The following is a 22,437-nucleotide window of genomic DNA, read 5'->3' as shown; positions in this document are numbered from 1 at the left end:
CGAGAGCGAGCGGGAGCACCGGCATGACGACGCCGGGGCAAGAAAAGGGGCGGGAAGACGCCCCGGGGCGGGCGCAGCGACGGGAAGACACCCAGCCGCAGTCTCCGGTCGCGGTCGCCCCTCCACTGCCCAATCGGCGTAATTCCGAGTTGGTGCTGTTGGGTTTCGCCGCCGTGATCACGACGGTGGCGCTGCTCATCGTCGAGGCCAATCAGGAGCGCGGCCTGCAGATGGACCTCGTGCAGTTCACCGTCGGCTTCGTGGTGTTGTTCGGTGGCGCGCACTTGGCGGTGCGCCGGTACGCGCCGTATGCCGACCCGCTGCTGCTGCCCGTGGTTGCGCTGCTGAACGGCCTTGGCCTGGTGCTCATCTACCGGCTGGATCTCTCGGCGCACACCCGGCCCGCCGGGATCCTGCCGGGCGGCAACGCCAACCAGCAGTTGCTGTGGACGCTGCTGGGCATCCTGGTGTTCACCGCGGTGCTGATGTTCGTGCACGACCACCGGATGCTCGCCCGTTACGGCTACATCTGCGGCCTGGCCGGCCTGGTGCTGCTGGCCATCCCCGCCGTGTTGCCGGATTCCGTGGCCGAGCAGTACGGCGCCAAGATCTGGATCCGGTTGCCGGGCTTCTCCATTCAGCCCGCCGAGTTCTCGAAAATCCTGCTGCTGATCTTCTTCGCCAGCGTGCTCGTCACCAAGCGCAGCCTGTTCACCAGTGCCGGCAAGCACGTGTTCGGGATGGACCTGCCGCGGCCGCGCGACCTGGCACCGCTGCTCGTGGCCTGGATCGGCTCGATCGGCGTCATGGTGTTCGAGAAGGACCTCGGCGCCTCGTTGCTGCTCTACGCGACGTTCCTGGTGCTGCTGTACGTGGCCACCGAAAAGTTCAGCTGGGTGATCATCGGGCTGAGCCTGTTCAGCGTGGGAAGCCTTGTCGCATACCAACTTTTCGACCACGTGCGGGTCCGCGTGCAGAACTGGCTGGACCCGTTCGCCGACCCTGACGGCGCCGGATACCAGATGGTGCAGTCCCTGTTCAGCTTCGCCACCGGCGGCATCTTCGGCACCGGCCTGGGTAACGGGCAGCCCGGCACGGTGCCCGACGCGTCCACCGACTTCATCATCGCCGCGGTCGGCGAGGAGCTCGGGCTCGTCGGCCTGGCCGCGGTGCTGATGCTCTACACGATCGTCATCATCCGGGGGCTACGCACCGCCATCGCCGTGCGCGACAGCTTCGGCAAGCTGCTCGCCGCGGGCCTGTCCGCCGCGCTGGCGCTGCAGCTGTTCATCGTCGTCGGCGGCGTCACCAAGCTCATCCCGCAGACCGGCCTCACGACACCGTGGATGTCCTACGGCGGCTCGTCGCTGCTGTCCAATTACGTGCTGCTGGCCCTGCTGCTGCGGGTCTCGCACGTCGCGCGGCGGCCACTGTCGACCCGGGGCCCCAACCAAGCGCCGATCGCGGCAGCCAACACCGAGGTGATCGAGAAGCAATGAACACCTCGCTCCGTCGCGTCTCCGGACTGGTGATGGCACTGATCGTGCTGTTGCTGCTCAACGCCACCACCACCCAGGTATTCGCCGCCGACGGCCTGCGCGCCGACCCGCGGAACCAGCGGGTGCTGCTCGACGAGTACTCACGCCAGCGCGGCCAGATCACCGCGGGCGGCCAGCTGCTGGCCTACTCGATGCCGACCAACGGCCGGTTCCGCTACCTGCGCATCTACCCGAACCCGCTGGTCTACGCGCCGGTCACCGGCTTCTACTCGCTGCAGTACTCCAGCGCCGGCCTCGAGCGCGCCGAGGACAGCATCCTCAACGGCTCCGACGAGCGGCTGTTCGGCAACCGCATCGCCGACTTCTTCACCGGCCGCGACCCGCGTGGCGGCAACGTCGACACCACGATCGTGCCGCGCGTGCAGCAAGCCGCGTGGGACGCGATGCAACAGGGCTGCGGCGGCAACCCCTGCAAGGGCTCGGTGGTGGCGCTCGATCCGTCCACCGGCAAGATTCTCGCCATGGTGTCGTCCCCGTCGTACGACCCCAACCTGCTCGCCTCGCATGAAGGCGACCGACAGTCCGCCGCCTGGCAGGAGTTGCGCGACAACCCCGAGTCACCGCTGCAGAACCGGGCGATCTCCGAGACCTACCCGCCGGGGTCGACTTTCAAGGTGCTGACCACGGCCGCCGCGCTGCAGGCCGGTGCCACCCCCGACACCCAGCTGACGTCGGCGGCGCGAATCACGTTGCCGGACAGCACCGCAACCCTCGAGAACTACGGCGGCGCGGCCTGCGGCGGGGGCGCGACGGTGTCCCTGCGTGAGGCGTTCGCCAAGTCCTGCAACACCGCCTTCGTCGAACTCGGCCTGCACAACGGGGCCGACGCGATGCGGACCATGGCCCGGCAGTTCGGCCTGGACACCCCGCCGCCGTCGATCCCGCTGCAGGTCGCGGAGTCGACCGTCGGCCCGATCTCCGACGCCCCGGCCCTGGGTATCTCCAGCATCGGCCAGAAGGACGTCGCCCTGACCCCGCTGCAGAACGCGATGATTGCCGCGACCATCGCCAACGGCGGCGTCAGCATGGCCCCGTACCTGGTCGACGACCTCAAGGGACCCGACCTTTCCAACATCGCGGCTACCTCACCGCACCAACAGCGGCGGGCCATCTCATCCCAGGTCGCGGCTACACTTACGGATCTGATGGTCGGCGCCGAGCAGGTGACGCAGCAGAAGGGAGCCATAGCCGGCGTGCAGATCGCATCCAAGACGGGCACCGCCGAACACGGCACCGATCCACGTCACACCCCACCACATGCGTGGTACATCGCTTTTGCCCCGGCGAAATCCCCGAAGGTCGCCGTCGCCGTCCTAGTGGAGAATGGTGGAGACCGTTTGTCCGCAACCGGCGGTGCGCTGGCCGCACCCATCGGGCGGGCCACCATCGCCGCGGCGCTACGGGAGGGATCATGAGCGCGCGGGTCGGAGTCACACTTTCCGGCCGCTATCGACTTCAGCGACTCATCGCCACTGGCGGCATGGGTCAGGTCTGGGAAGGCGTCGACAGCAGGCTCGGCCGACAGGTCGCCATCAAGGTACTCAAGGCCGAATATTCGACCGACCCCGAATTCGTCGAGCGGTTCCGCGCCGAGGCGCGCACGGTCGCGATGCTGAACCACCCCGGCATCGCCAGCGTCTACGACTACGGCGAGACCGAACTCGACGATTCCGGCCGCACCGCCTACCTGGTGATGGAACTCGTCAACGGCGAGCCGCTGAACTCGGTGATCAAGCGCACCGGCCGACTGTCCCTGCGGCACTCGCTCGACATGCTGGAGCAGACGGGCCGGGCCCTGCAGGTCGCGCACAGCGCGGGCCTGGTGCACCGTGACGTCAAGCCCGGCAACATCATGATCACCCCGACCGGCCAGGTGAAGCTCACCGACTTCGGTATCGCCAAGGCCGTCGACGCGGCGCCTGTCACCCAGACCGGCATGGTCATGGGCACCGCCCAGTACATCGCGCCCGAGCAGGCCCTGGGCCACGACGCCACCGCCGCCAGCGACGTCTACTCGCTCGGTGTCGTCGGCTACGAGTCCGTGTCCGGGCGACGGCCGTTCACCGGCGACGGCGCGCTGACCGTCGCGATGAAACACATCAAGGAAGCGCCGCCACCGCTGCCGGCCGACCTGCCCCCGAACGTCCGCGAGCTGATCGAGATCAGCCTCGCCAAGGACGCCATCCACCGCTACCGCAGCGGCGGCCCGTTCGCCGACGCCGTCGCCGCGGTCCGGGCCGGACGCCGCCCCCCGCGGCCCAACCAGGCCCCGACCATCGGACGGGCCGCTCCCGCGGCCATTCCGTCGAGCACACAGGCGCGGGCTGCCATCGAGCCCGCCCGGCCGGCACCCGCGACACCGCGGCCCCGGCCCGCCACCGGCAGCCATCGGCCGGCCCCGCCGGCCCGGCGCACGTTCTCGCCCGGGCAGCGCGCGCTGCTGTGGGCGGCGGGTGTCCTGGGTGCGCTGGCGATCGTCATCGCGATCCTGATCGTGCTCAACGCGCAGGACCGCCAGGACCAGAAGAACCAGCAGCAGTCGACGGTCACCAACACCATCACCGAGACCACCAAGACTCCAGGCGCACCGGCGGGCCAGTCGATTCGTCTCCCGGATCTGTCAGGACCGGCCATCTCATGACCACGCCCCAGCACCTCTCCGACCGTTATGAGCTGGGGGACATCCTCGGCTTCGGCGGCATGTCCGAGGTTCACCTCGGACGGGATCTGCGCCTGCACCGCGACGTGGCGGTCAAGGTGCTGCGCGCCGACCTCGCTCGGGACCCCAGCTTCTACCTGCGCTTCCGCCGCGAGGCGCAGAACGCCGCCGCGCTGAACCACCCGGCGATCGTCGCGGTCTATGACACCGGCGAAGCCGAGACGCCCAACGGGCCGCTGCCGTACATCGTCATGGAGTACGTCGACGGCGTCACGCTGCGCGACATCGTGCACACCGAGGGGCCGCTCCCGCAGCAGCGCGCCATCGAGATCATCGCCGACGCCTGCCAGGCCCTGAACTTCAGTCACCAGCACGGCATCGTGCACCGGGACATCAAGCCGGCGAACATCATGATCAGCAAGTCCAACGCGGTCAAGGTCATGGACTTCGGCATCGCCCGCGCCATCGCCGACAGCAGCAACCGGATGACGCAGACCGCCGCGGTCATCGGCACCGCGCAGTACCTGTCGCCCGAGCAGGCCAGCGGGCAGAACGTCGACGCCCGCTCGGACGTGTACTCGCTGGGCTGCGTGCTCTACGAACTCATCACCGGTGAGCCGCCCTTCGTCGGCGATTCGCCCGTCGCCGTGGCGTACCAGCACGTCCGCGAGGACCCGGTGCCGCCGTCGCAGCGCCACGCCGGCATCAGCCCCGGCCTGGACGCCGTCGTGCTCAAGGCGCTGGCGAAGAACCCGGACAACCGGTACCAGAGCGCCGCGGACATGCGGAACGACCTGATCCGGGTACATGCCGGCGAGGCGCCGGATGCACCCAAGGTGCTCACCGATGCCGAGCGCACCGCGATGATGGGCACCGGCGGCTTCGGTGGGCCGCGCAGCATGATGCCGGAGCCGATCAGCGTCAACCCCCAGCCGTACCGGTCGGCGGATCGCGCCTCGACGCCCATCGGTCGCTGGCTCATCGCCGCGGCCATCCTGGCGGTGCTGACCGTCGTCGTCACGGTGGCCATCAACCTGATCGGTGGCAAGCCGCACGACCAGCAGATTCCGGACGTCCGTGGGCTGGCTCAGGCCGACGCCGTCGCCAACCTGCAGAACCGCGGCTTCAAGACCCGCACGCAGCAGCGGCCCGACTCGACGGTGGCGCCGGACCACGTCATCGGCACCGAGCCGGCGGCCAACACCTCCGTCGCCGCCGGTGACGAGATCACCATCAACATCTCCACCGGACCGGAGCAGCGCGAGGTCCCGGACGTGTCGAAGCTGTCACCCGCCGACGCGATGGCCAAGCTGCAGTCCGCCGGCTTCCGGAACATCCAGCAGACGGTGTCGCAGTCGCTGCCGGAGCAGAAGGACCGGGTCATCGCGACCAACCCGCCGGCGCACCAGACCTCCGCGATCACCAACGTCATCACGATCATCGTCGGCTCCGGCCCGGGCCTGGTCCCGATCCCCGATGTCAACGGGCAGACCGTCGACATCGCGACCAAGAATCTGAACACCGTCGGCTTCACGACGATCCTGACGGCCCCGGTCGACAGCCCGAAACCGGCCGGCGAGATCATCGGCACCGACCCGCCGGCCGGCACGCCGACGGCCAAGGACGCGCCGATCACGCTCAAGGTGTCGCAGGGCAACCAGTTCGTCATGCCGAACCTGAGCGGCCAGTTCTGGACCGACGCCGAACCGAATCTGCGCGCGCTGGGCTGGACCGGCGTGCTGATCAAGGGCGCCGACGTGCAGAACAGCGGTCAGCGCAGCAACGCGGTCGTGAGCCAGGTGCCGGCGGCCGGCAGCGGGGTCAACTTCAACGCGTCGATCACGCTGAGCTTCGCGTCGTAAATTCGCGCGACCCGCGCCGAACTACGCGGTGCGGGTGGCAGCGGAAACCGCGTCGGCGACTTCCTGCTCGAGCCGGCTGACAAGTCCCTCGTCGGGAGCCTGGCCGCAGAAGGCGAGCCAGTTGGCCAGCATCCGGTGGCCGCCCTGGGTCAGGATGCTCTCCGGGTGGAACTGCACACCGTGGATCGGCAGTTCGCGGTGCCGAACGGCCATGATGACGCCGCTGTCGGTCTGCCCGATGGCCTCCAGCTCAGCCGGCAGCGTCTCGGGCAGGATGGTCAGCGAGTGATAGCGGGTCGCCGTGAACGGGTCCGGAAGTCCTTGCAGCACACCACTGTTCGCGTGATGGACCTGACTGGTCTTGCCGTGCAGCAGCTCCGGCGCGCGGTCGACCGTGCCACCGAAAGCGACGCCGATCGCCTGGTGTCCGAGGCACACCCCGAGTAGGGGAGTGCCGTTCTCGGCGCACGCGCGGACCAACGGAATGGACGCACCGGCCCGCTCCGGGGTGCCCGGGCCGGGGCTCACCAGGATGCCGTCGAACTCCTCGGCCACGGCGGCGACGCCGTCGGGAGTGGAGACGCGCTCGTCGTCGCTACGCCAGACCTGCGCGTGCACCCCGAGCTGACCCAGGTACTGGACCAGGTTGAACACGAAGCTGTCGTAGTTGTCGAGGACGAGAACCTGCATGCCGCCAGGCTACTGGGTCACCCGCCGAGCCGAGCACTCAATATGTGACCGGTCCAGCCGGTTTGGCGTACCGGAGCTTCAGCGGCATCCGGTGGCCGACGACGTCCACCGATGCCCGCGGCTCCTCGGTGTAACCGAGCCCGAACCGCACCACGTACTGCTTGTAGAGCGTCACCAGCGGCGCGGCGGCGAGTGCGGCCCGCATACCTTCGACGTTGCCGATCACGGTGATGACGTACGGCGGACTGTAGGTGCGGCCGTTGAGCAACAGGGTGTTCCCGACGCAGCGCGGGGCCGAGGTGGCCAGGATCCGCTGGTCCTGCATCTGGACGGCCTCGGCACCGCCCAGCCACAGCGCGTTGAGCACCGCCTGGACGTCCTGCTGATGCACGACGAGGTCGTCAGGGGTGGCGTCGCGCGGGTACTGGCCCTGCGCGTTGCGTTGTGCGTCATTGAGGGTGATCACCAGGCCCGGTCCCCGCATGGGGTCGAGGCCCAGTTCCAGGCCGAGTTCGTTCGCCCGGCTGGTGATGGCGCCGAGCGCGGCATCGGCGCCGGGGGTACCGCCGTGGTGATTCTCGAGCTGATGCTGCAGGTTGTCGCGCTCGGCGGCCCGGGTGGCGACGGTGCGCTGGGCCTCCTTGACCATGTCCACGAGGCGGGGCGCGTCGCTGCGCCGGATCTCGCTGCCCCCGGAGACACTGTGGGTGGTGGCGAGCAGGAGGCCGGCGAGCACACAGACCACCGGCACGCCGAATCGCCAGGCCGAGTGGCGGGCCGGTTGGTCAGGTTCCGAGGTCCCGGCCGTCCACCAGGGCCTGCGAGGCGACACGTCTTCTGCGTTAGGCTCTGAGTGCATACCGCTCCATCGTCGCACCGAATTGCCGGTTTTTCTCCACCGGCGCGGGAGTGCGGCACCGACTGTCCGCGAAGGTACCAATGCCCAAGTCCAAGGTTCGCAAGAAGAACGACTTCACCATCAACCCGGTGAGTCGGACGCCGGTGAAGGTCAAGGCCGGGCCGTCGAGCGTGTGGTTCGTGGTGTTCTTCTGCTCGCTCATGCTGATCGGTCTGATCTGGCTGGCGGTGTTCCAGCTCGCCGCGCTGAACCCGGCCGGTACTCCGCACCTGCTGCAGTGGATGGCCGATCTCGCCCAGTGGAACTACGCAATCGCCTTCGCGTTCATGATCACCGGTCTGCTGCTGACCATGCGGTGGCGCTGAGCTGCGTCAACCGACCCGGTTCGTTACATCCAGGTCTCGTGACGTAACCCAACTGGCACCCTGACGGACACCCAATCACATCGATGTGATTCATCCCCATTGGGGATAGTGCCTGTGGATAACTTGCCCCCAAGGGTGTGGACATCTCGTGGAACAAACTCAATGGAGCCCGCCGACCGCCGGCATCGCGGCCTGTGGAGCATTCGGCGTCGTACTCGCCGCGGTGGCCCTGACTTCGGTCACTGACCTGCCCGGACGCGTTCTCGGCGGCATCGCTGCCGTCGGTCTGCTGGTATTCGCCGTGATGTCCTGGCGCGCGCGGCCGAAGCTCGCGATCACGCCGGCCGGGCTCGTGGCGCGCGGATGGTTCAGCACCCAGACTTATACACAGGCCGACCTCAAGAGTGTGCGTATCACCGAGTTCCGCCGGCTGACCCGCAAGGTGCGGCTGCTGGAGCTCGACACCGCCGACGACCGGCTCCTGGTCTTCACCCGGTGGGACGTCGGCACCGATCCCATCAACGTCCTCGACGCCCTCACCGACGCCGGGCTGATTCCTTAGCTCCCGAACGCAAACGGCGCGACAGCCCCCGGTAGGGAACTGCCGCGCCGCGCGTCAGGCTGGAATTCAGGAAACGGTGATCGAGTCGATGACGACCGGCTCGGTCGGGCGGTCGCCGCGGTCAGTGGCGGTGGTCGCGATGGCGTCGACAACCTTCTGCGACGCCTCGTCGACGACCTCACCGAAGATGGTGTGGCGACGGTTCAGGTGCGGCGTCGGGCCGACGGTGATGAAGAACTGCGAGCCGTTGGTGCCCGGGCCGGCGTTGGCCATGGCCAGCAGGTAGGGCTTGTCGAACTGCAGCTCCGGGTGGAACTCGTCGGCGAACTGGTAGCCCGGGCCGCCGCGGCCCGTGCCGGTCGGGTCACCGCCCTGGATCATGAAGCCGTCGATGACGCGGTGGAAGATGGCGCCGTCGTAGAACGGGCCGGAGGTGCCGCCCGAGGCGTTCTCGGTGGAGTAATCCTTGGTGCCCTGGGCCAGACCAACGAAGTTGGCGACGGTCTTGGGCGCGTGGTTACCGAACAAAGCAATCTTGATGTCGCCGCGGTTGGTGTGCAGCGTCGCGGTCGCAGTCTGAATGGGGCTCGTCACGGAAAGTCAGTCTGCCACTCACATTTAAGACCCCGAAGTCGCCCCCACCGAATAACGTGGAAGCCCTGGCGTAGAGCCCGGCCTCCGCTCGGGAGGTCTGCAGAAATCGTGTCCGGTAGAGAGGTTGGTTGATGAGCACTGTCACCGAGAACGTCCCCGAGGTCAGCCGCCCCAGCTCCGGTGCCCGCCTGGGTCGCGGGCTGAAGTACACCATCGTCGGGCCGCTGCTGATCCTGCGCGGGGTCCTCGGCCTGGGCGTCGGTTCGACCCTGGGGACTGCCCGTTGGGTGGGGCGTCGGTGCCACCGCAGCGAGGACACCGCGGGCGATCTCGCGCTTGTGGTGGAGTCGTCCGGATCCAAGCGGCGCCGGCCCCTGCTGATCGCCGGGGCGACCGTCGCGGTCCTGGCCCTCGGCGGCATCACGTTCTCGATCGTGCGGCGCTCGATGCAGCCGGAGCCCTCCCCGCTGCCCCCGAGCGTGGATGTGACGCCGCAGCCGTAGTCTTCTGCGCCGACACTGAGCTTGTGTGTCAGATCCGGGCTGGATTTGGCACACAAGCTCATGTTCGTCGGCTCAGTGATTCACCGCCGCGATCAGCGCATCGGGATCCGTCACGCTGACGCGCAGCTCACGCAGTGTCACCGGGAACCCGACGACTTTCGCCTTGACCGGCGGGTCGATCGTGATGGCCACGACGCCGTCCGACGAACCGTTGACGAGCCAGCGGCCGCGGAAACCGTGCACGCCCCACGAGGTGACGCGACCCTCCCAGCGGCGGACCTCCTTCATCGATGCCAGCGGGATCTCGGCGGAGAAGCCCCAACCCATGGCCACATGCAGCGCGCCGTCACGCACCTCCACCTTGCTGTGCTTGGGCCCGACCCGGAACGGCACCGACAGCGGCAACATCCACTTCGCGTAGCTGATCTCTGTCGTCATGAGCCCCAGCGTAGGACGGCGCTGCTGAACGCCGGCACGAAAAAAGCGGCCCCGATGACTGTCGGAACCGCTTTGCGTACTGCTCTGGATTTTTGTGGAGCCTAGGAGATTCGAACTCCTGACATCTGCCTTGCAAAGGCAGCGCTCTACCAACTGAGCTAAGGCCCCTCGATGGTGTCCGATTGAAGTGAATGCCAGACCTCTGCGCCATGCTGGGTCCGCCATACGGTTACCGCGGCCACTCCAAACAAGGCACCCAGCACCAGCAGAACCAATCTCACGGTGCACCCTTCCGGTGGGGGAGTCGGTGATACCGACTTCCGTGGGCCTAGGAGGACTCGAACCTCCGACCTCTTCGTTATCAGCGAAGCGCTCTAACCGCCTGAGCTATAGGCCCGAAAGTGGCCTTGCGGCCGAGCGATGAGATTACCGTATGGGTACCTCTGCGCCCAAAACGCGACGTCAGTCGCGGTCCGCGAGCGTCACCTCGACGCCGCCGACCAGATCGGTGGTGAGGTTGTAGACGAACGCCGCCGCCGTGGCCATGGCCGTCAGCAGCACGATGTTGACCAACCCGATGAGGGTCGCGCCGCCGAAAATCGTACTGGCAGAAACCAATTCGCCGCCGCTGCCGCCACCGCTGGTGAGCAGATCACCAACGTTGCTGTTGAGCTTGCTCCACACCCCCATGCCGCCCAGGACGAGGTACAGGAACGCGACGGCGATCATCCAGACGAAGAACAACGCCACCGACAGCACCAGCGAGACCTTCAGCACACTCCACGGGTCGACGCGGCGCACCTGCATGCTGGCCCGCACCGGTCCGTCCTGCCGGGCACCCGCACGGCTGCGCGGCGCCGCCGAACGTGCGGGGGCCGGCGACACCGTGGCGACGGTGCTCCGGGGCTCCCGCGGCTCGCCCGCGCGGCGCTGCGGCTGGCGGGACAGGTCCGGGATCTCGCTGGCGTAGGCGGCCTCGGGCCGGGTTTCCGTCCGGACGGTCTCAGCCGTCCGGACCGGCTTCGGCGGCACATTGCCCTGCGGAGTGACCGCCGGGGACGACGGGGCAGCCGGCACCGGGGGGACCGGCGGCGTGTCAGGAGTGATGGCCGGCGTGATGGTCGTCTCCGCCTCGGACGGCGAACTGTTGGACAACCCCGATCCCGATCCACTGCCGCTGACGAAGCGGTTCAGCCGCTCGTCGAGGCTCTGTCCACCGGCCGCGGGAGCGTCCGCCTGGGCCCCACCGCGGGTCCGCTGCCAGGGCGGGGTGTCCCCGCTCTGGTCGGCCGCGTGGGCGCCGCCACCCGATCCGGTGGCGGGCCCGTTGTTGCTCGCGGGTCCGTCACCGGTACGGGTGTATCCCGGCTCGTTCGGGGAACTCACCTGGCGGCTCCTTCAATCAGGGCGGCTGGGGACAGTCGCAGCACTACGTTTCGTCGGTCTCGGTCTCGGTCGCGGTGTCGACGACCTCGGTGTCGGTTTCGTCGCGACCTTCGGCCTCTTCGGCGTTGCGCGCGACGGCAATCAGTGTGTCGCCCTCACCGAGGTTCATCAACCGCACACCCTTGGTCTGCCGTCCGGCCTTGCGCACCTGACGTGCCGCGGTCCGGATGACACCACCGCCGGAAGTGATGGCGTACAGCTCGGTGTCGTCATCGACGATCAACGCACCGACCAGACTGCCACGCTTGGGGTCGTACTGAATCGTGAGGATGCCCTTGCCGCCGCGGCCCTGTGCCGTGTACTCGTCGATGGCCGTCCGCTTGGCGTAACCGCCCGCGGTCGCGACCAACAGGTAGGTGTCCGGCACCACGACGTTGAGCGACAGCAATCGGTCGTCTTCGTTGAACCGCATACCTTGCACACCGGAGGTGGCGCGACCCATCGGCCGCAGCGCCTCGTTGGTCGCGGAGAACCGGATGGACTGGCCGTTGGCGGACACCAGCAGCAGGTCCTCTTCGGCGGAGCACAGCACGGCGCCGACCAGTTCGTCGCCGTCGCGCAGGTTGATCGCGACGATGCCGCCCGAGCGGTTCGAGTCGAAGTCGGCCAGCTTGGACTTCTTCACCAGACCGTTGCGGGTGGCGAGGACCAGGTAGGGCGCGTCCTCGTAGCTCTTGATCTGGATGACCTGAGCGATGCGCTCTTCCGGCTGGAAGGCCAGCAGGTTCGCCACGTGCTGGCCGCGCGCGGTCCGCGAGGCCTCGGGCAGGTCGTACGCCTTGGCCCGGTACACCCGGCCCTGCGTGGTGAAGAACAGGATCCAGTCGTGCGTCGAGCACACGAAGAAGTGGTTGACGATGTCGTCCTGCTTGAGCCCGGCGCCCTGCACACCCTTACCGCCGCGCTTCTGGCTGCGGTAGAGGTCGGTCTTGGTGCGCTTGGCGTAGCCGGTCTCGGTGATGGTGACGACGACGTCCTCGCGCTGGATGAGGTCCTCGTCGGTGACGTCACCGTCGGCCGCGATGATGCGGGTACGACGGTCGTCGCCGTACTTGTCGGCGAGCTCCTTGAGCTCGTCGTGGACGATGGCGCGCTGCCGCTCGGGCTTGGCGAGGATGTCCTCGAGGTCGGCGATCTCGGCTTCGATCTTGGCCAGATCGTCGACGATGCGCTGCCGTTCCAGGGCGGCCAGGCGACGCAGCTGCATGTCGAGGATGGCCTGCGCCTGGACCTCGTCGACCTCGAGCAGCTCCATCAAGCCCGTCCGGGCCGCATCGGCGTTGGCCGACGCGCGGATCAGCGCGATGACTTCATCAAGGGCGTCAAGGGCTTTCACCAGGCCGCGCAAGATGTGGGCGCGCTCGTTGGCCTTGCGCAACCGGTACCGCGTGCGCCGGATGATGACGTCGAGCTGGTGCGCGACGTAGTACCGGATCATCTGGTCCAGCCGCAGGGTGCGCGGCACACCGTCGACGATCGACAGCATGTTGGCACCGAAGCTGGTCTGCAGCTGGGTGTGCTTGTAGAGGTTGTTCAGCACCACCTTGGCGACGGCGTCGCGCTTGAGGTCGACGACGATCCGCAGACCCACGCGGTCACTGGACTGGTCCTCGATGTTCGAGATGCCGCCGATCTTGCCGTCGCGCACCTGCTCGGCGATCGAGGTGATGAAGTTGTCGTGGTTGACCTGGTACGGCAGCTCGGTGATGACGAGTGAGGTGCGGCCCTTGGCGTCTTCCTCGATCTCGACGACGCCGCGCATCCGGATGGAGCCGCGACCGGTCTTGTAGGTGTCGGAGATGCCCTGGGATCCGACGATCAGGCCGTGGGTGGGGAAGTCCGGGCCCTTGACCCGCTCCATCACCGCTTCGAGGGTGGTCTCCTCGTCGGCCTCGTGGTTCTCCAGGCACCAGTACACGGCCTCGGCGAGTTCGCGGAGGTTGTGCGGCGGGATGTTGGTGGCCATACCGACGGCGATGCCGCCGGAGCCGTTGGCCAGCAGGTTGGGGAACCGGCTGGGCAGGACGGTCGGCTCTTGCACGCGGCCGTCGTAGTTGGGGATGAAATCGACTGTCTCCTCGTCGATTTCACGCAGCATCTCCATGGCCAGCGGGGTGAGCCGGGCCTCGGTGTAACGCATGGCGGCCGCGGGGTCGTTACCCGGCGAGCCGAAGTTGCCCTGACCGTCGACCAGCGGATAGCGCAGCGACCACGGCTGGGCCATGCGGACCAGGGTGTCGTAGATCGAGGCGTCACCGTGCGGGTGGTAGTTACCCATGGTCTCGGCGACCGAACGCGCCGACTTGGCGTGCGAGCGGTCCGGCCGGAACCCGGAGTCGTACATGGCGTAGAGCACGCGGCGGTGTACCGGCTTGAGGCCGTCGCGGACCTCGGGGAGGGCGCGGCCCACGATGACGCTCATGGCGTAATCGATGTAGCTGCGCTGCATCTCCTGCTGGATGTCGACCGGTTCGATCCGATCGCCTTCGGGAGGCAGGGTGTCGGTCATCGAATTCCTTCTGCGGATTGTTTCACGTTAAACATCGATTTTTGACGGCCGAGCTGGGCCGGATTCGCCGCGTTTCGCGTGGGCGGATTGCTAAACATCAAGGAAACGAACGTCTTTCGCGTTCCGGGTGATGAAGCTGCGGCGCGCCTCGACGTCCTCGCCCATGAGGATCGAGAACAGTTCGTCGGCGGCCGCGGCGTCGTCGAGGGTGACCTGACGCAGCACCCGGATGGACGGATCCATCGTGGTCTCCCACAGCTCCTTGGCGTCCATCTCACCCAGACCCTTGTAGCGCTGGATGCCGTCGTCTGTGTTGATGCGCTTGCCGGCCTTCTTGCCGGCCTCGAGCAGGCCGTCGCGCTCGCGGTCCGAGTAGGCGAATTCCGGTTCGCTGCGTTGCCATTTCAGCTTGTACAGCGGCGGCTGGGCCAGGAAGATGTGACCGTTCTCCACCAGCGGCTTCATGAACCGGAACAGCAGCGTCAGCAGCAGCGTCGAGATGTGCTGGCCGTCGACGTCGGCGTCGGCCATCAGCACGATCTTGTGATACCGCAGCTTGGAGATGTCGAACTCGTCGTGGATACCGGTGCCCAGGGCCGTGATGATGGCCTGGACCTCGTTGTTCTTCAGCACGCGATCGATACGCGCCTTCTCGACGTTGATGATCTTGCCGCGCAGCGGCAGAATCGCCTGGAACATCGAGTCCCGGCCACTCTTGGCCGAGCCACCGGCCGAATCGCCCTCCACCACATACAGTTCCGACTTCGTCGGGTCGGTGGAGCGGCAGTCGGCCAGCTTGCCGGGCAGACCCCCGATGTCGGTCGCGCTCTTGCGCCGCACCAGCTCCCGCGCCTTCCGCGCGGCGACGCGGGCCTGCGCCGACGAAACCGCTTTGTTGACAACCGTTTTGGCCTCGGCCGGGTTGGCCTCGAACCAGTGGGTCAGCTGCTCGTTACAGATCTTCTGCACGAACGACTTGACCTCGGTGTTGCCCAGCTTGGTCTTGGTCTGGCCCTCGAACTGGGGCTGACGGACCTTCACCGAGACGACGGCCGCCAGACCTTCACGGATGTCGTCACCGGTGAGGTTGGCTTCCTTCTCCTTCAGCAGCTTCTTGTCGCGCGCGTACTTGTTGACCACCGTGGTCAGCGCGGCGCGGAAGCCTTCTTCGTGCGTACCACCCTCGTGGGTGTTGATGGTGTTGGCGAAGGTGTGTACCGACTCCGAGTAGCCGGCGTTCCACTGCATCGCGATCTCGACCTCGTGGCCGTCACCCTTGCCACCGAAGTCGATGATGCTCTGCTGGATGGCGCTCTTGGTGCGGTTGATGTGCTTGACGAAGTCGACCAGACCGTCGGGGTAGTGGAAGGTCCGGTGCTTGACCTTTTGCGGCGCGGCGGCTTCAGCGGCCTGCTCCTCGGCGGACTTGGGCGCTTCGGCGTGATCGCTGACGACCTCATCGACGACCGCAGCGGCGGCGACGCGCTCGTCGGTCAGCTCGATGGTGAGACCCTTGTTCAGGAACGCCATCTCTTGCAGGCGGCGGGCGATGGTCTCGAAGTCGTAGACCGTGGTCTCGAAGATGTCCGGGTCGGCCCAGAAGCGGATGGTGGTACCGGTCTTCTTGGACGGCTCGCCCTTGCGCAGCGTGCCGGGGACGGACTTGTCATAGGTCTGGTGCCACTCGAAGCCGTCCTTGTGGATGTCGGCCTCGAGCCGCGTCGACAGGGCGTTGACCACGGAGACACCGACGCCGTGCAGACCACCGGAGACCTGGTAGGCGCCTTCCTCGAACTTGCCGCCGGCGTGCAGCACCGTCATGACGACGTCGACGGTCGGGATACCGGTGGCGTGCATCGCGACGGGGATACCGCGGCCGTCGTCGGTGACCTGGACGCCACCGTCCTCGAGGATGCGAACGTCGACCTTGGTCGCGAAACCGGCCATCGCCTCGTCGACCGCGTTGTCCACAACTTCCCAGATCAGGTGGTGCAGACCGCGCTCCCCGGTGGAGCCGATGTACATACCGGGACGCTTGCGGACCGCTTCCAGACCTTCGAGGACCTTGATCGAATCGGCACCGTACTCAGCCGGCGCATCCTTCTTTTGGGCAGCCACGTCGAACGCGTCTCCTTGGGGTTCGAGGGGGCGGTGAGGACACCGCTCTCAGATCTGTCGACAGTCTACCGGTAGGTACGGACGGCACTGACTTTCTGACAGCGTTTTGACACGTCTGTTCGCGCCGTGCGGGGAATTTCTCGGGTGATGTCGCGTCCGGACGCTCCAGGGGCGTCATCTGAGACTCATCGGCGCGCTGAGCGACGCCCAAATTTGGCGTCAGCCGAAGGTGTCGCGCGGTCCGCGGGCACCGAAATTCCGCGGGCCCTTCTGCCACGTCGGACCCGACGGACCCAGGATCTTCAGCGACGTGACGACGCCGTCGCCGACGGATGCGGCGATCTTCGCCAAAATCTGCGACTGCACCATCCGCAGCTGCGTCGCCCAGGCCGTGGATTCGGCCGTCACCGTGAGAACGCCCTCGCGCAGCGACGTGGGGGAGGCGTGCTCGGCGATCTGGTCACCGACGACCGTCGACCACTGGCCGAACACCGACCCTTCGGCCATCCGGCCCGACCAGCCGCGGCTGCGGGCCAGGTCCATGGTCGCCGAACCCAGCAACTGCGGATCCCGGCGATCGGGCCCGGGTCCGGACCAGGTGCGTCGACCCCCGCCGCGGCGGGTTTTCGAGACCGGCGCACTACGGCCGCGACCGACATCTTTACCTTGGCTGCGCGCCGCGCCCCGGGCTTCCTCCAGCGTGCGGCGCACCAGATCCATGCCCTTGAGATGGGCGAGATGCGGTGGCGGGAAAGCACCTTCGGGCATGTCCGGTTTCTGAGGCTCTTCACTCACGAGTCCACCACCGAAATCCGTCCGCCGTCGTCGTCACGCATCACCACATTGACCCGGGTGCCGTCCCAGTCCTGGGGAATGTCGTCGGGCACCGCCGCGGTGACCAAAACCTGCTCAGCCGATTGTGCCACGTCGGCGAGCGCTCGCCGGCGTGCCGAATCGAGTTCGGCGAACACGTCATCGAGGAGCAGCACCGGGTCGGTGCCGTCGGTCCGCAGTAGTTCGTAGGCGCCCAGGCGCAGCGCCAGCGCCATCGACCACGATTCGCCGTGGCTGGCAAAACCTTTCGCCAGCTGGTCGCCGAGGCGCAGCTCGAGGTCGTCGCGGTGCGGCCCCACCAGGCACACCCCGCGCTCGAGTTCGGCGGACCGGCGGCGGGCGAGTTCGTCGAGCAGGGCGCTCTGGTAGGCCGCGACATCGACCGATCCGGTGCCGGCCTGTTCTTCGATGGCCTCGACCGAACTGCGGTAGCGGACCGATGCGGGCCGCGACGCGGGTGCCAGCAGGTGATAGGCCTTGGTGATCTCCGGGTGCAATTCGTTGATCAGGTTCACCCGCGCGGCGATCAGCTCGGCACCGTGGCTGGCCAGGTGACCGTCCCACACGTCGAGCGTCTCGAGCGCGCCGGAATCCGCACCCCGAAAACGGCTGGCGCCCGCGGATTTCAGGAGCGCGGTGCGCTGCCGCACCACTTTTTCGTAATCCGCCCGCACCCCACCCAGCCGGGGACGGCGGGTGCTGGCGAGTTCATCGAGGTAACGCCGGCGCTCCCCGGGATCGCCGCGGACCAACGACAAGTCCTCCGGCGCGAACAATACCGCCCGCAGGGCACCGAGAATTTCGCGCGCGGACCGGACGGGGGAGCGGTTCAGCCGGGCCTTGTTGGCCCGGCCGGCCGTGATGTCGAGATCCACCGCCAGCTCGCGGCCGTCGTTGACGACGATGGTGGAGACGACGGCACGCTCACATCCGGACCGGATGAGCGGGGCGTCCGAGGCGACGCGGTGAGACCCGAGCGTGGCCGTATACCACAGGGCCTCAACGATATTGGTCTTGCCGAAGCCGTTCTGGCCGACGAACACGGTCCGACCCGGTGCCAATTCCAGGTCGAGCCGCGGCCACGACCGGAAGTCGGTCAGACTGAGCTGTCGAACAAACACCTAGCCGGACTTACTGACCCTCTGGACGGCGTGGCCACCGAACTGGTTACGAAGTGCCGCAACGGCTTTCATGGTCGGGGAGTCGTCCTGCCGGGACAGGAACCGGGCAAACAGCGAGGCTGCGATGCTCGGTACCGGCACCCGCAGCCGGATGGCCTCCTCGACCGTCCACCGGCCTTCACCGGAATCCTCGGTGTAGCCGCTGATGTCGGCCAGCTGGGGATCTTCCTTCAGCGCCTTGGCCAGCAGCTGCTGCAGCCACGACCGCACGACGGTGCCGTTGGTCCAGGCCTGGTAGACGGCCTGCGGGTCCTTGATCAGGTCCGACGCGGCAAGCATCTCGTAACCCTCGCCGTAGGCGGTCATCAGCGCGTACTCCACGCCGTTGTGCACCATCTTGGCGAAGTGGCCGGCACCGACCGGACCGGCGTGGACGAAGCCGTCGGCGAGATCTCCCTCGGGCCGCAGCGTCTCGAAGATCGGCATGACGCGAGCGACGTCCTCGTCACTGCCGCCGACCATCAGGCCATAACCTTCGGTCAGGCCCCAGACGCCACCGGAAACCCCGGCGTCGATGAATCCGATTCCCTTGTCCGCCAATAGCTTTGCATGCACGGCGTCTTCGGTGTAGCGGGAGTTGCCGCCGTCGATCACCAGGTCGCCGGAGTTGAGCACGTTCGCGAGATCCTCGATGGTCTCCCGGGTGATCTCACCGGAGGGCACCATGACCCACACCACGCGCGGGGCCTCGAGCTGCTCGGCGAGCGCAGCGAGCGACGGTACGTCGCTGACTTCCGGCCGCGGGTCGTATCCGATGACTTCGTGGCCGCCACCGCGCAGACGCTCGCGCATGTTGAAGCCCATTTTTCCGAGGCCGATCAACCCCAGTTGCATCAGTGCTTCCTCCGCTGTCGTGTTCCGGTCAGCCCGGCAGGCGCACCGGCATCAGCAGGTACACATAGTCGGTGTCCCCGGCGGGGAACGGACCGGATCCCGAGTACTGATTCTCCCCGGCGGGACGCAACACTGCAGGCTTGCTGGGCGTCGTGAACCCGAACGTCACACGATCGGCATGCAAAGAACCCAGGCCGTCGGTGAGGTAGGTCGGGTTGAACGCGATGGTCAACGGCTCACCGTAGAACTCGACCGGCAGGTCTTCCTCGGCGCGACCGACGTCGTCGGCACCGGCCGACAGGCGCAGGATGTCGTCGGCGAACTCCATGCGGACCTGGGCGCCACGATCGGCGACCAGCGCGACACGCTTGATGGCCTCGGCGAGCTCGGCGACACCGATGGTGGCCACCGCCGTGTGCTCCGCCGGCAGCAGCTGGCGGAATTTCGGGAACTCGGCGTCGAGCAGGCGCGTGGTGGTGCGCTTGCCATTGCTGCGGATACCCAGCATGCCGTCCTTGCCGACAGCCTGACCGGCACCGAGCGACAGGTGCACCTCGGTGCCGTCGGCTCCCGACTTGGCGGACTCGGCCAGCGTCTTCGCCGGAACCAGCACGGCCGCTTCGAGATCCGGCACCGCCGAGTTCCAGGTCAGTTCGCGCACCGCGAGCCGGAACCGGTCGGTGGCAGCCAGCACGACCTTCTCGCCCGAGATCTCGACGCGCACACCGGTCAACATCGGCAGGGTGTCGTCGCGGCCGGCGGCGACCGCCACCTGACCGATGGCCTCGGCGAAGACGTTGGCGGGCACGATGCCGGTCTCATCCGGCAGCGCCGGCAGCGCCGGGTAGTCCTCGACCGCCATGGTCGGCAGGGAGAAGCGGGCGCTACCGCAGCTCAGCGCCACGCGGGTGCCTTCGACGCTGAGTTCCACCGGCTTGGCCGGCAGTGCGCGGGTGATGTCCGAGAGCAGCTTGCCCGAAACCAAAACACTGCCAGGAGACGCGATTTCAGCCGCCACGCGTACCTCGGCCGACACCTCGTAGTCGTATCCGGAGATGGTCAGACCGTCGTCGGAGCCAGTCAGCAGCACACCGGCCAGGACCGGGTTCAACGGCCTGGACGGCAGGATCCGGGCCACCCAGGCCACGGCGTCGGCGAAGTCTTCCCGAACGAGACGGAACTTCAAATCGGTCAGACCGGCTGTCGTCGCCACGTCCATAGCGTCCCTTCGCTGTTACCCCACCACGCTTACCTGCCGGATCCCGCCGTGAGGCGTGAACAACACGCATCGGCGTTGGTTCCGGCTATCGAAGAACACCGTAGAGCGTTCCGCGTGAAGTTGAAAGCTAAACGATCAGGGCGCGCAGCCTGTGACGACCCCCGGAATCCCGTCGGGATCCGGTTGTCCACGGGGAGTTTCCCCAACGGACTGCTTTTAGAAGAAGATCCATAGGGATCTAAAGGTATTAGTAATAGGGGTTGTGCACGCTGTGGATGGATCCACGGAGTTGCTGGTCCGGGCCTCAGCGGCGGGATCCCGCCCTGTGCGCAGACTGTGCACGCGTCGTTAATCCAATCCTTGTATTTGTGGAGCAATCCGGCCATGTGGATTGTTCTGAGCAGAATCCCAGGGTTTATCCCATGTAGTACACAGCGCTGTGCACACACCCGTCGTGTGGCTGGAGGTGCTCGTGATGCCAAAAAAATCCTTTTGAGATTCGGGTCGTAGGGGCACCAATCACGCTGGATCCGGGGATCTGGGGCTCGGGTACCCCACTCACGGCCCGCTAAAACAACACCGGCCCCCAGGCGATCACGCCTGCGGGGCCGGTGCCGAAGAAGACAGATTCAGTGCTTGGACCGCTGCCGGATCCGGGTGGTGAGTTCCTTGACGTGATCGAAAACCTCACGCCGCGAGGCCATTTCCTTCTTGATCTTGCGTTCGGCGTACATCACCGTGGTGTGGTCGCGGCCGAAGGCCTGCCCGATCCGCGGCAACGACAGGTCCGTGAGCTCCCGACACAGATACATGGCGATCTGCCGCGACAGGGCGACGGCGCGGGTCTTACCGGGGCCGCGGAGCTCCTCCACGGTGGTCTCGAAGTACTCGGCCGTGGCCGCCATGATCGTGGCGATGCTGATCTGAGTGGTGCCGGCGTCAGCGATGAGATCTCGCAGCACGATCTCGGCGAGCGACTTGTCGATCATCGTCTTGTTCAGCGACGCGAACGCCGTCACGCGGATCAACGCACCCTCGAGCTCGCGGATGTTGCGATCGATGCGGCTGGCGATGAGCTCGAGCACGTCGTCCGGCACATCCAGGCGATCCATCTGCGCCTTCTTGCGCAGGATCGCGATGCGGGTCTCCAGCTCGGGCGGCTGAACGTCGGTGATCAGACCCCATTCGAACCGGGTCCGCAGCCGGTCTTCCAGCGTCGCAAGCTGTTTCGGCGGCCGGTCCGACGAGATGACGATCTGCTTGTTCGCGTTGTGCAGCGTGTTGAAGGTGTGGAAGAACTCTTCCTGAGTGCTTTCCTTGCCTTCGATGAACTGGATGTCGTCGACCAGCAGGACGTCGATGTCGCGGAAGCTGCGTTTGAACGACGCGGTCCGGTCGTCCCGCAGCGAGTTGATGAAGTCGTTCGTGAACTGCTCGGTCGAGACGTACTTGACCCGCATGCCGGGGAACAGCTTCTGCGCGTAATTGCCCGCCGCGTGCAGCAGGTGCGTCTTGCCCAGACCTGATTCACCCCAGATGAACAGCGGGTTGTAGGCGCGGGCCGGCGCCTCGGCGATCGCCAGTGTCGCGGCGTGCGCGAACCGGTTGGAGGCGCCGATGACAAAGGTGTCGAAGGTGTAGCGCCGGTTGAGGCTCAGATCGGCCGATTCGTCCGCGGGCGGCCGGTTGAAGTACCGGGGCCAGGTCTCCTCGGCGCCGGACAGCTCGTCGGCGTCGTCGTCCAAGTCGTCGGCGACGGCGGCTGGTTCGGGTTCGGGCGTGTCGGCTTCGGGGGCTTCCGTGGCCACCGGCCGGTCGTCGGTCTCCGGGACCGCGATGCGGACGCCGAGATCGACGCGTTGTCCGAGGTGCCGGCTCAGCGCGGCGATGATCGGTTCGCGCAGGTGCCGTTCGATCTCGTTCTGCACGAACTGCGTGGGCACCGACAGCAACGCGAAACCCTCGGTCAGCACCAGCGGCTGAACCATGCGCAACCAGGCCCGTTGTTGGGCGGTCAGCGTCGTGGTGCCGCCGAGGTCACCGTTGAGTTCGGCGACCACGCTTTTCCAGATGTCGGTGAACGATGCACTGGGGTTAGCGGTCAACGACTACTACCCCCTCGCAACCGCCTGACCGGCGGCTCAATAAAACGACGACAATCTGTCCACATAGTTATCCACAGACTGTGGACAAAGTAGGAGAGTG

General features: G+C 67.0%; 19 protein-coding genes and 2 tRNA genes. 7 read left to right on the top strand and 14 right to left on the bottom strand.

Translation table 11 applies throughout. The features are described from left to right. Positions 1-23 precede the first annotated feature (23 nt). The 4 genes from ACZ5IQ_RS00105 to pknB are packed head-to-tail and all read left to right on the top strand — an operon-like array spanning position 24 to position 6,080. The gene (locus tag ACZ5IQ_RS00105) at positions 24-1,499 is read left to right on the top strand and encodes an FtsW/RodA/SpoVE family cell cycle protein (protein WP_464480625.1); all 1,476 of its coding nucleotides are present in this window, start codon (positions 24-26) and stop codon (positions 1,497-1,499) included. After that, on the top strand, positions 1,496-2,974 hold the full coding sequence (pbpA, locus tag ACZ5IQ_RS00100) for a D,D-transpeptidase PbpA (RefSeq protein WP_464480624.1): 1,479 nt from the start codon (positions 1,496-1,498) through the stop codon (positions 2,972-2,974). Before ACZ5IQ_RS00105 ends, pbpA begins: the two co-directional genes overlap by 4 nt. Beyond that, the gene (locus ACZ5IQ_RS00095; RefSeq protein ID WP_061005914.1) at positions 2,971-4,200 is read left to right on the top strand and encodes a protein kinase domain-containing protein; all 1,230 of its coding nucleotides are present in this window, start codon (positions 2,971-2,973) and stop codon (positions 4,198-4,200) included. Before pbpA ends, ACZ5IQ_RS00095 begins: the two co-directional genes overlap by 4 nt. Then, positions 4,197-6,080: a Stk1 family PASTA domain-containing Ser/Thr kinase gene (pknB, locus tag ACZ5IQ_RS00090; protein ID WP_464480623.1), complete on the top strand. Its 1,884-nt coding sequence runs from the start codon at positions 4,197-4,199 to the stop codon at positions 6,078-6,080. The genes ACZ5IQ_RS00095 and pknB overlap by 4 nt, the downstream gene beginning before the upstream one ends. A 21-nt stretch (positions 6,081-6,101) precedes the next feature. Here pknB and ACZ5IQ_RS00085 read toward each other — a convergent pair whose 3' ends face one another. Next, positions 6,102-6,770: an aminodeoxychorismate/anthranilate synthase component II gene (locus tag ACZ5IQ_RS00085; protein ID WP_061005907.1), complete on the bottom strand. Its 669-nt coding sequence runs from the start codon at positions 6,768-6,770 to the stop codon at positions 6,102-6,104. 37 nt (positions 6,771-6,807) lie between these two features. Then, a complete protein-coding gene (locus tag ACZ5IQ_RS00080; RefSeq protein WP_082761963.1) occupies positions 6,808-7,602 on the bottom strand; it encodes a DUF881 domain-containing protein in 795 nt (264 codons plus the stop codon). 107 nt (positions 7,603-7,709) lie between these two features. Between ACZ5IQ_RS00080 and crgA the strand changes: the two genes are divergently transcribed. Together crgA and ACZ5IQ_RS00070 are read left to right on the top strand one after the other, a co-directional pair. Beyond that, on the top strand, positions 7,710-7,994 hold the full coding sequence (gene crgA, locus ACZ5IQ_RS00075) for a cell division protein CrgA (protein ID WP_020099906.1): 285 nt from the start codon (positions 7,710-7,712) through the stop codon (positions 7,992-7,994). A gap of 148 nt (positions 7,995-8,142) precedes the next feature. Continuing rightward, complete coding sequence (locus ACZ5IQ_RS00070) at positions 8,143-8,556, top strand: PH domain-containing protein (RefSeq protein WP_212807818.1); 414 nt, start codon at positions 8,143-8,145, stop codon at positions 8,554-8,556. A 66-nt stretch (positions 8,557-8,622) separates the two neighbouring features. On the opposite strand, the gene ACZ5IQ_RS00065 is transcribed toward ACZ5IQ_RS00070, so the two are convergent. After that, positions 8,623-9,150 carry a peptidylprolyl isomerase gene (locus ACZ5IQ_RS00065; protein WP_166555253.1) on the bottom strand — a complete coding sequence of 176 codons (528 nt, stop codon included), beginning with the start codon at positions 9,148-9,150 and terminating at the stop codon, positions 8,623-8,625. Positions 9,151-9,281: 131 nt separating this feature from the next. On the opposite strand from ACZ5IQ_RS00065, the gene cwsA reads away from it, so the two are divergent. After that, on the top strand, positions 9,282-9,653 hold the full coding sequence (gene cwsA / locus ACZ5IQ_RS00060) for a cell wall synthesis protein CwsA (protein ID WP_212807817.1): 372 nt from the start codon (positions 9,282-9,284) through the stop codon (positions 9,651-9,653). Positions 9,654-9,725: 72 nt separating this feature from the next. Here the strand turns inward: cwsA and ACZ5IQ_RS00055 are convergent, their stop codons facing one another. The 11 genes from ACZ5IQ_RS00055 to dnaA all read right to left on the bottom strand — a co-directional run bounded on the left by ACZ5IQ_RS00055 (position 9,726) and on the right by dnaA (position 22,337). Next, on the bottom strand, positions 9,726-10,091 hold the full coding sequence (locus tag ACZ5IQ_RS00055; protein ID WP_212807816.1) for a hypothetical protein: 366 nt from the start codon (positions 10,089-10,091) through the stop codon (positions 9,726-9,728). A gap of 95 nt (positions 10,092-10,186) precedes the next feature. Beyond that, positions 10,187-10,259: transfer RNA gene (locus ACZ5IQ_RS00050), tRNA-Ala, on the bottom strand. Between the two features lie 155 nt (positions 10,260-10,414). After that, a tRNA-Ile gene (locus ACZ5IQ_RS00045) sits at positions 10,415-10,488 on the bottom strand. 65 nt (positions 10,489-10,553) lie between these two features. After that, positions 10,554-11,477 (bottom strand): DUF3566 domain-containing protein, encoded by a 924-nt coding sequence (locus ACZ5IQ_RS00040; RefSeq protein WP_212807814.1) that lies wholly within the window; start codon positions 11,475-11,477, stop codon positions 10,554-10,556. Positions 11,478-11,520: 43 nt separating this feature from the next. Further along, entirely contained in the window at positions 11,521-14,046 is a 2,526-nt protein-coding gene (gene gyrA / locus ACZ5IQ_RS00035) for a DNA gyrase subunit A (RefSeq protein WP_212807813.1), read from the bottom strand. Between the two features lie 90 nt (positions 14,047-14,136). Continuing rightward, on the bottom strand, positions 14,137-16,164 hold the full coding sequence (gene gyrB, locus ACZ5IQ_RS00030) for a DNA topoisomerase (ATP-hydrolyzing) subunit B (protein WP_020099899.1): 2,028 nt from the start codon (positions 16,162-16,164) through the stop codon (positions 14,137-14,139). A 219-nt stretch (positions 16,165-16,383) separates the two neighbouring features. Further along, on the bottom strand, positions 16,384-16,932 hold the full coding sequence (locus ACZ5IQ_RS00025; RefSeq protein WP_212813567.1) for a DUF721 family protein: 549 nt from the start codon (positions 16,930-16,932) through the stop codon (positions 16,384-16,386). Positions 16,933-16,955: 23 nt separating this feature from the next. Beyond that, a complete protein-coding gene (recF, locus tag ACZ5IQ_RS00020) occupies positions 16,956-18,119 on the bottom strand; it encodes a DNA replication/repair protein RecF (RefSeq protein WP_212807812.1) in 1,164 nt (387 codons plus the stop codon). After that, positions 18,120-19,013, bottom strand: coding sequence for a phosphogluconate dehydrogenase (NAD(+)-dependent, decarboxylating) (gene gnd, locus ACZ5IQ_RS00015; RefSeq protein ID WP_212807811.1), 894 nt, complete (start codon positions 19,011-19,013; stop codon positions 18,120-18,122). It abuts the gene before it with no gap. A 28-nt stretch (positions 19,014-19,041) separates the two neighbouring features. After that, positions 19,042-20,232 (bottom strand): DNA polymerase III subunit beta, encoded by a 1,191-nt coding sequence (gene dnaN / locus ACZ5IQ_RS00010; protein ID WP_061006386.1) that lies wholly within the window; start codon positions 20,230-20,232, stop codon positions 19,042-19,044. A 629-nt stretch (positions 20,233-20,861) separates the two neighbouring features. Continuing rightward, positions 20,862-22,337, bottom strand: a complete 1,476-nt coding sequence (gene dnaA / locus ACZ5IQ_RS00005) for a chromosomal replication initiator protein DnaA (RefSeq protein WP_212807810.1) — start codon at positions 22,335-22,337, stop codon at positions 20,862-20,864. Positions 22,338-22,437: the final 100 nt, after the last annotated feature.

The sequence above is a fragment of the Mycobacterium toneyamaense genome (genome assembly GCF_055384815.1).
The sequence above is the reverse complement of the archived record's forward strand: the minus strand, read 5'-3'. Positions and strand labels throughout refer to the sequence as shown.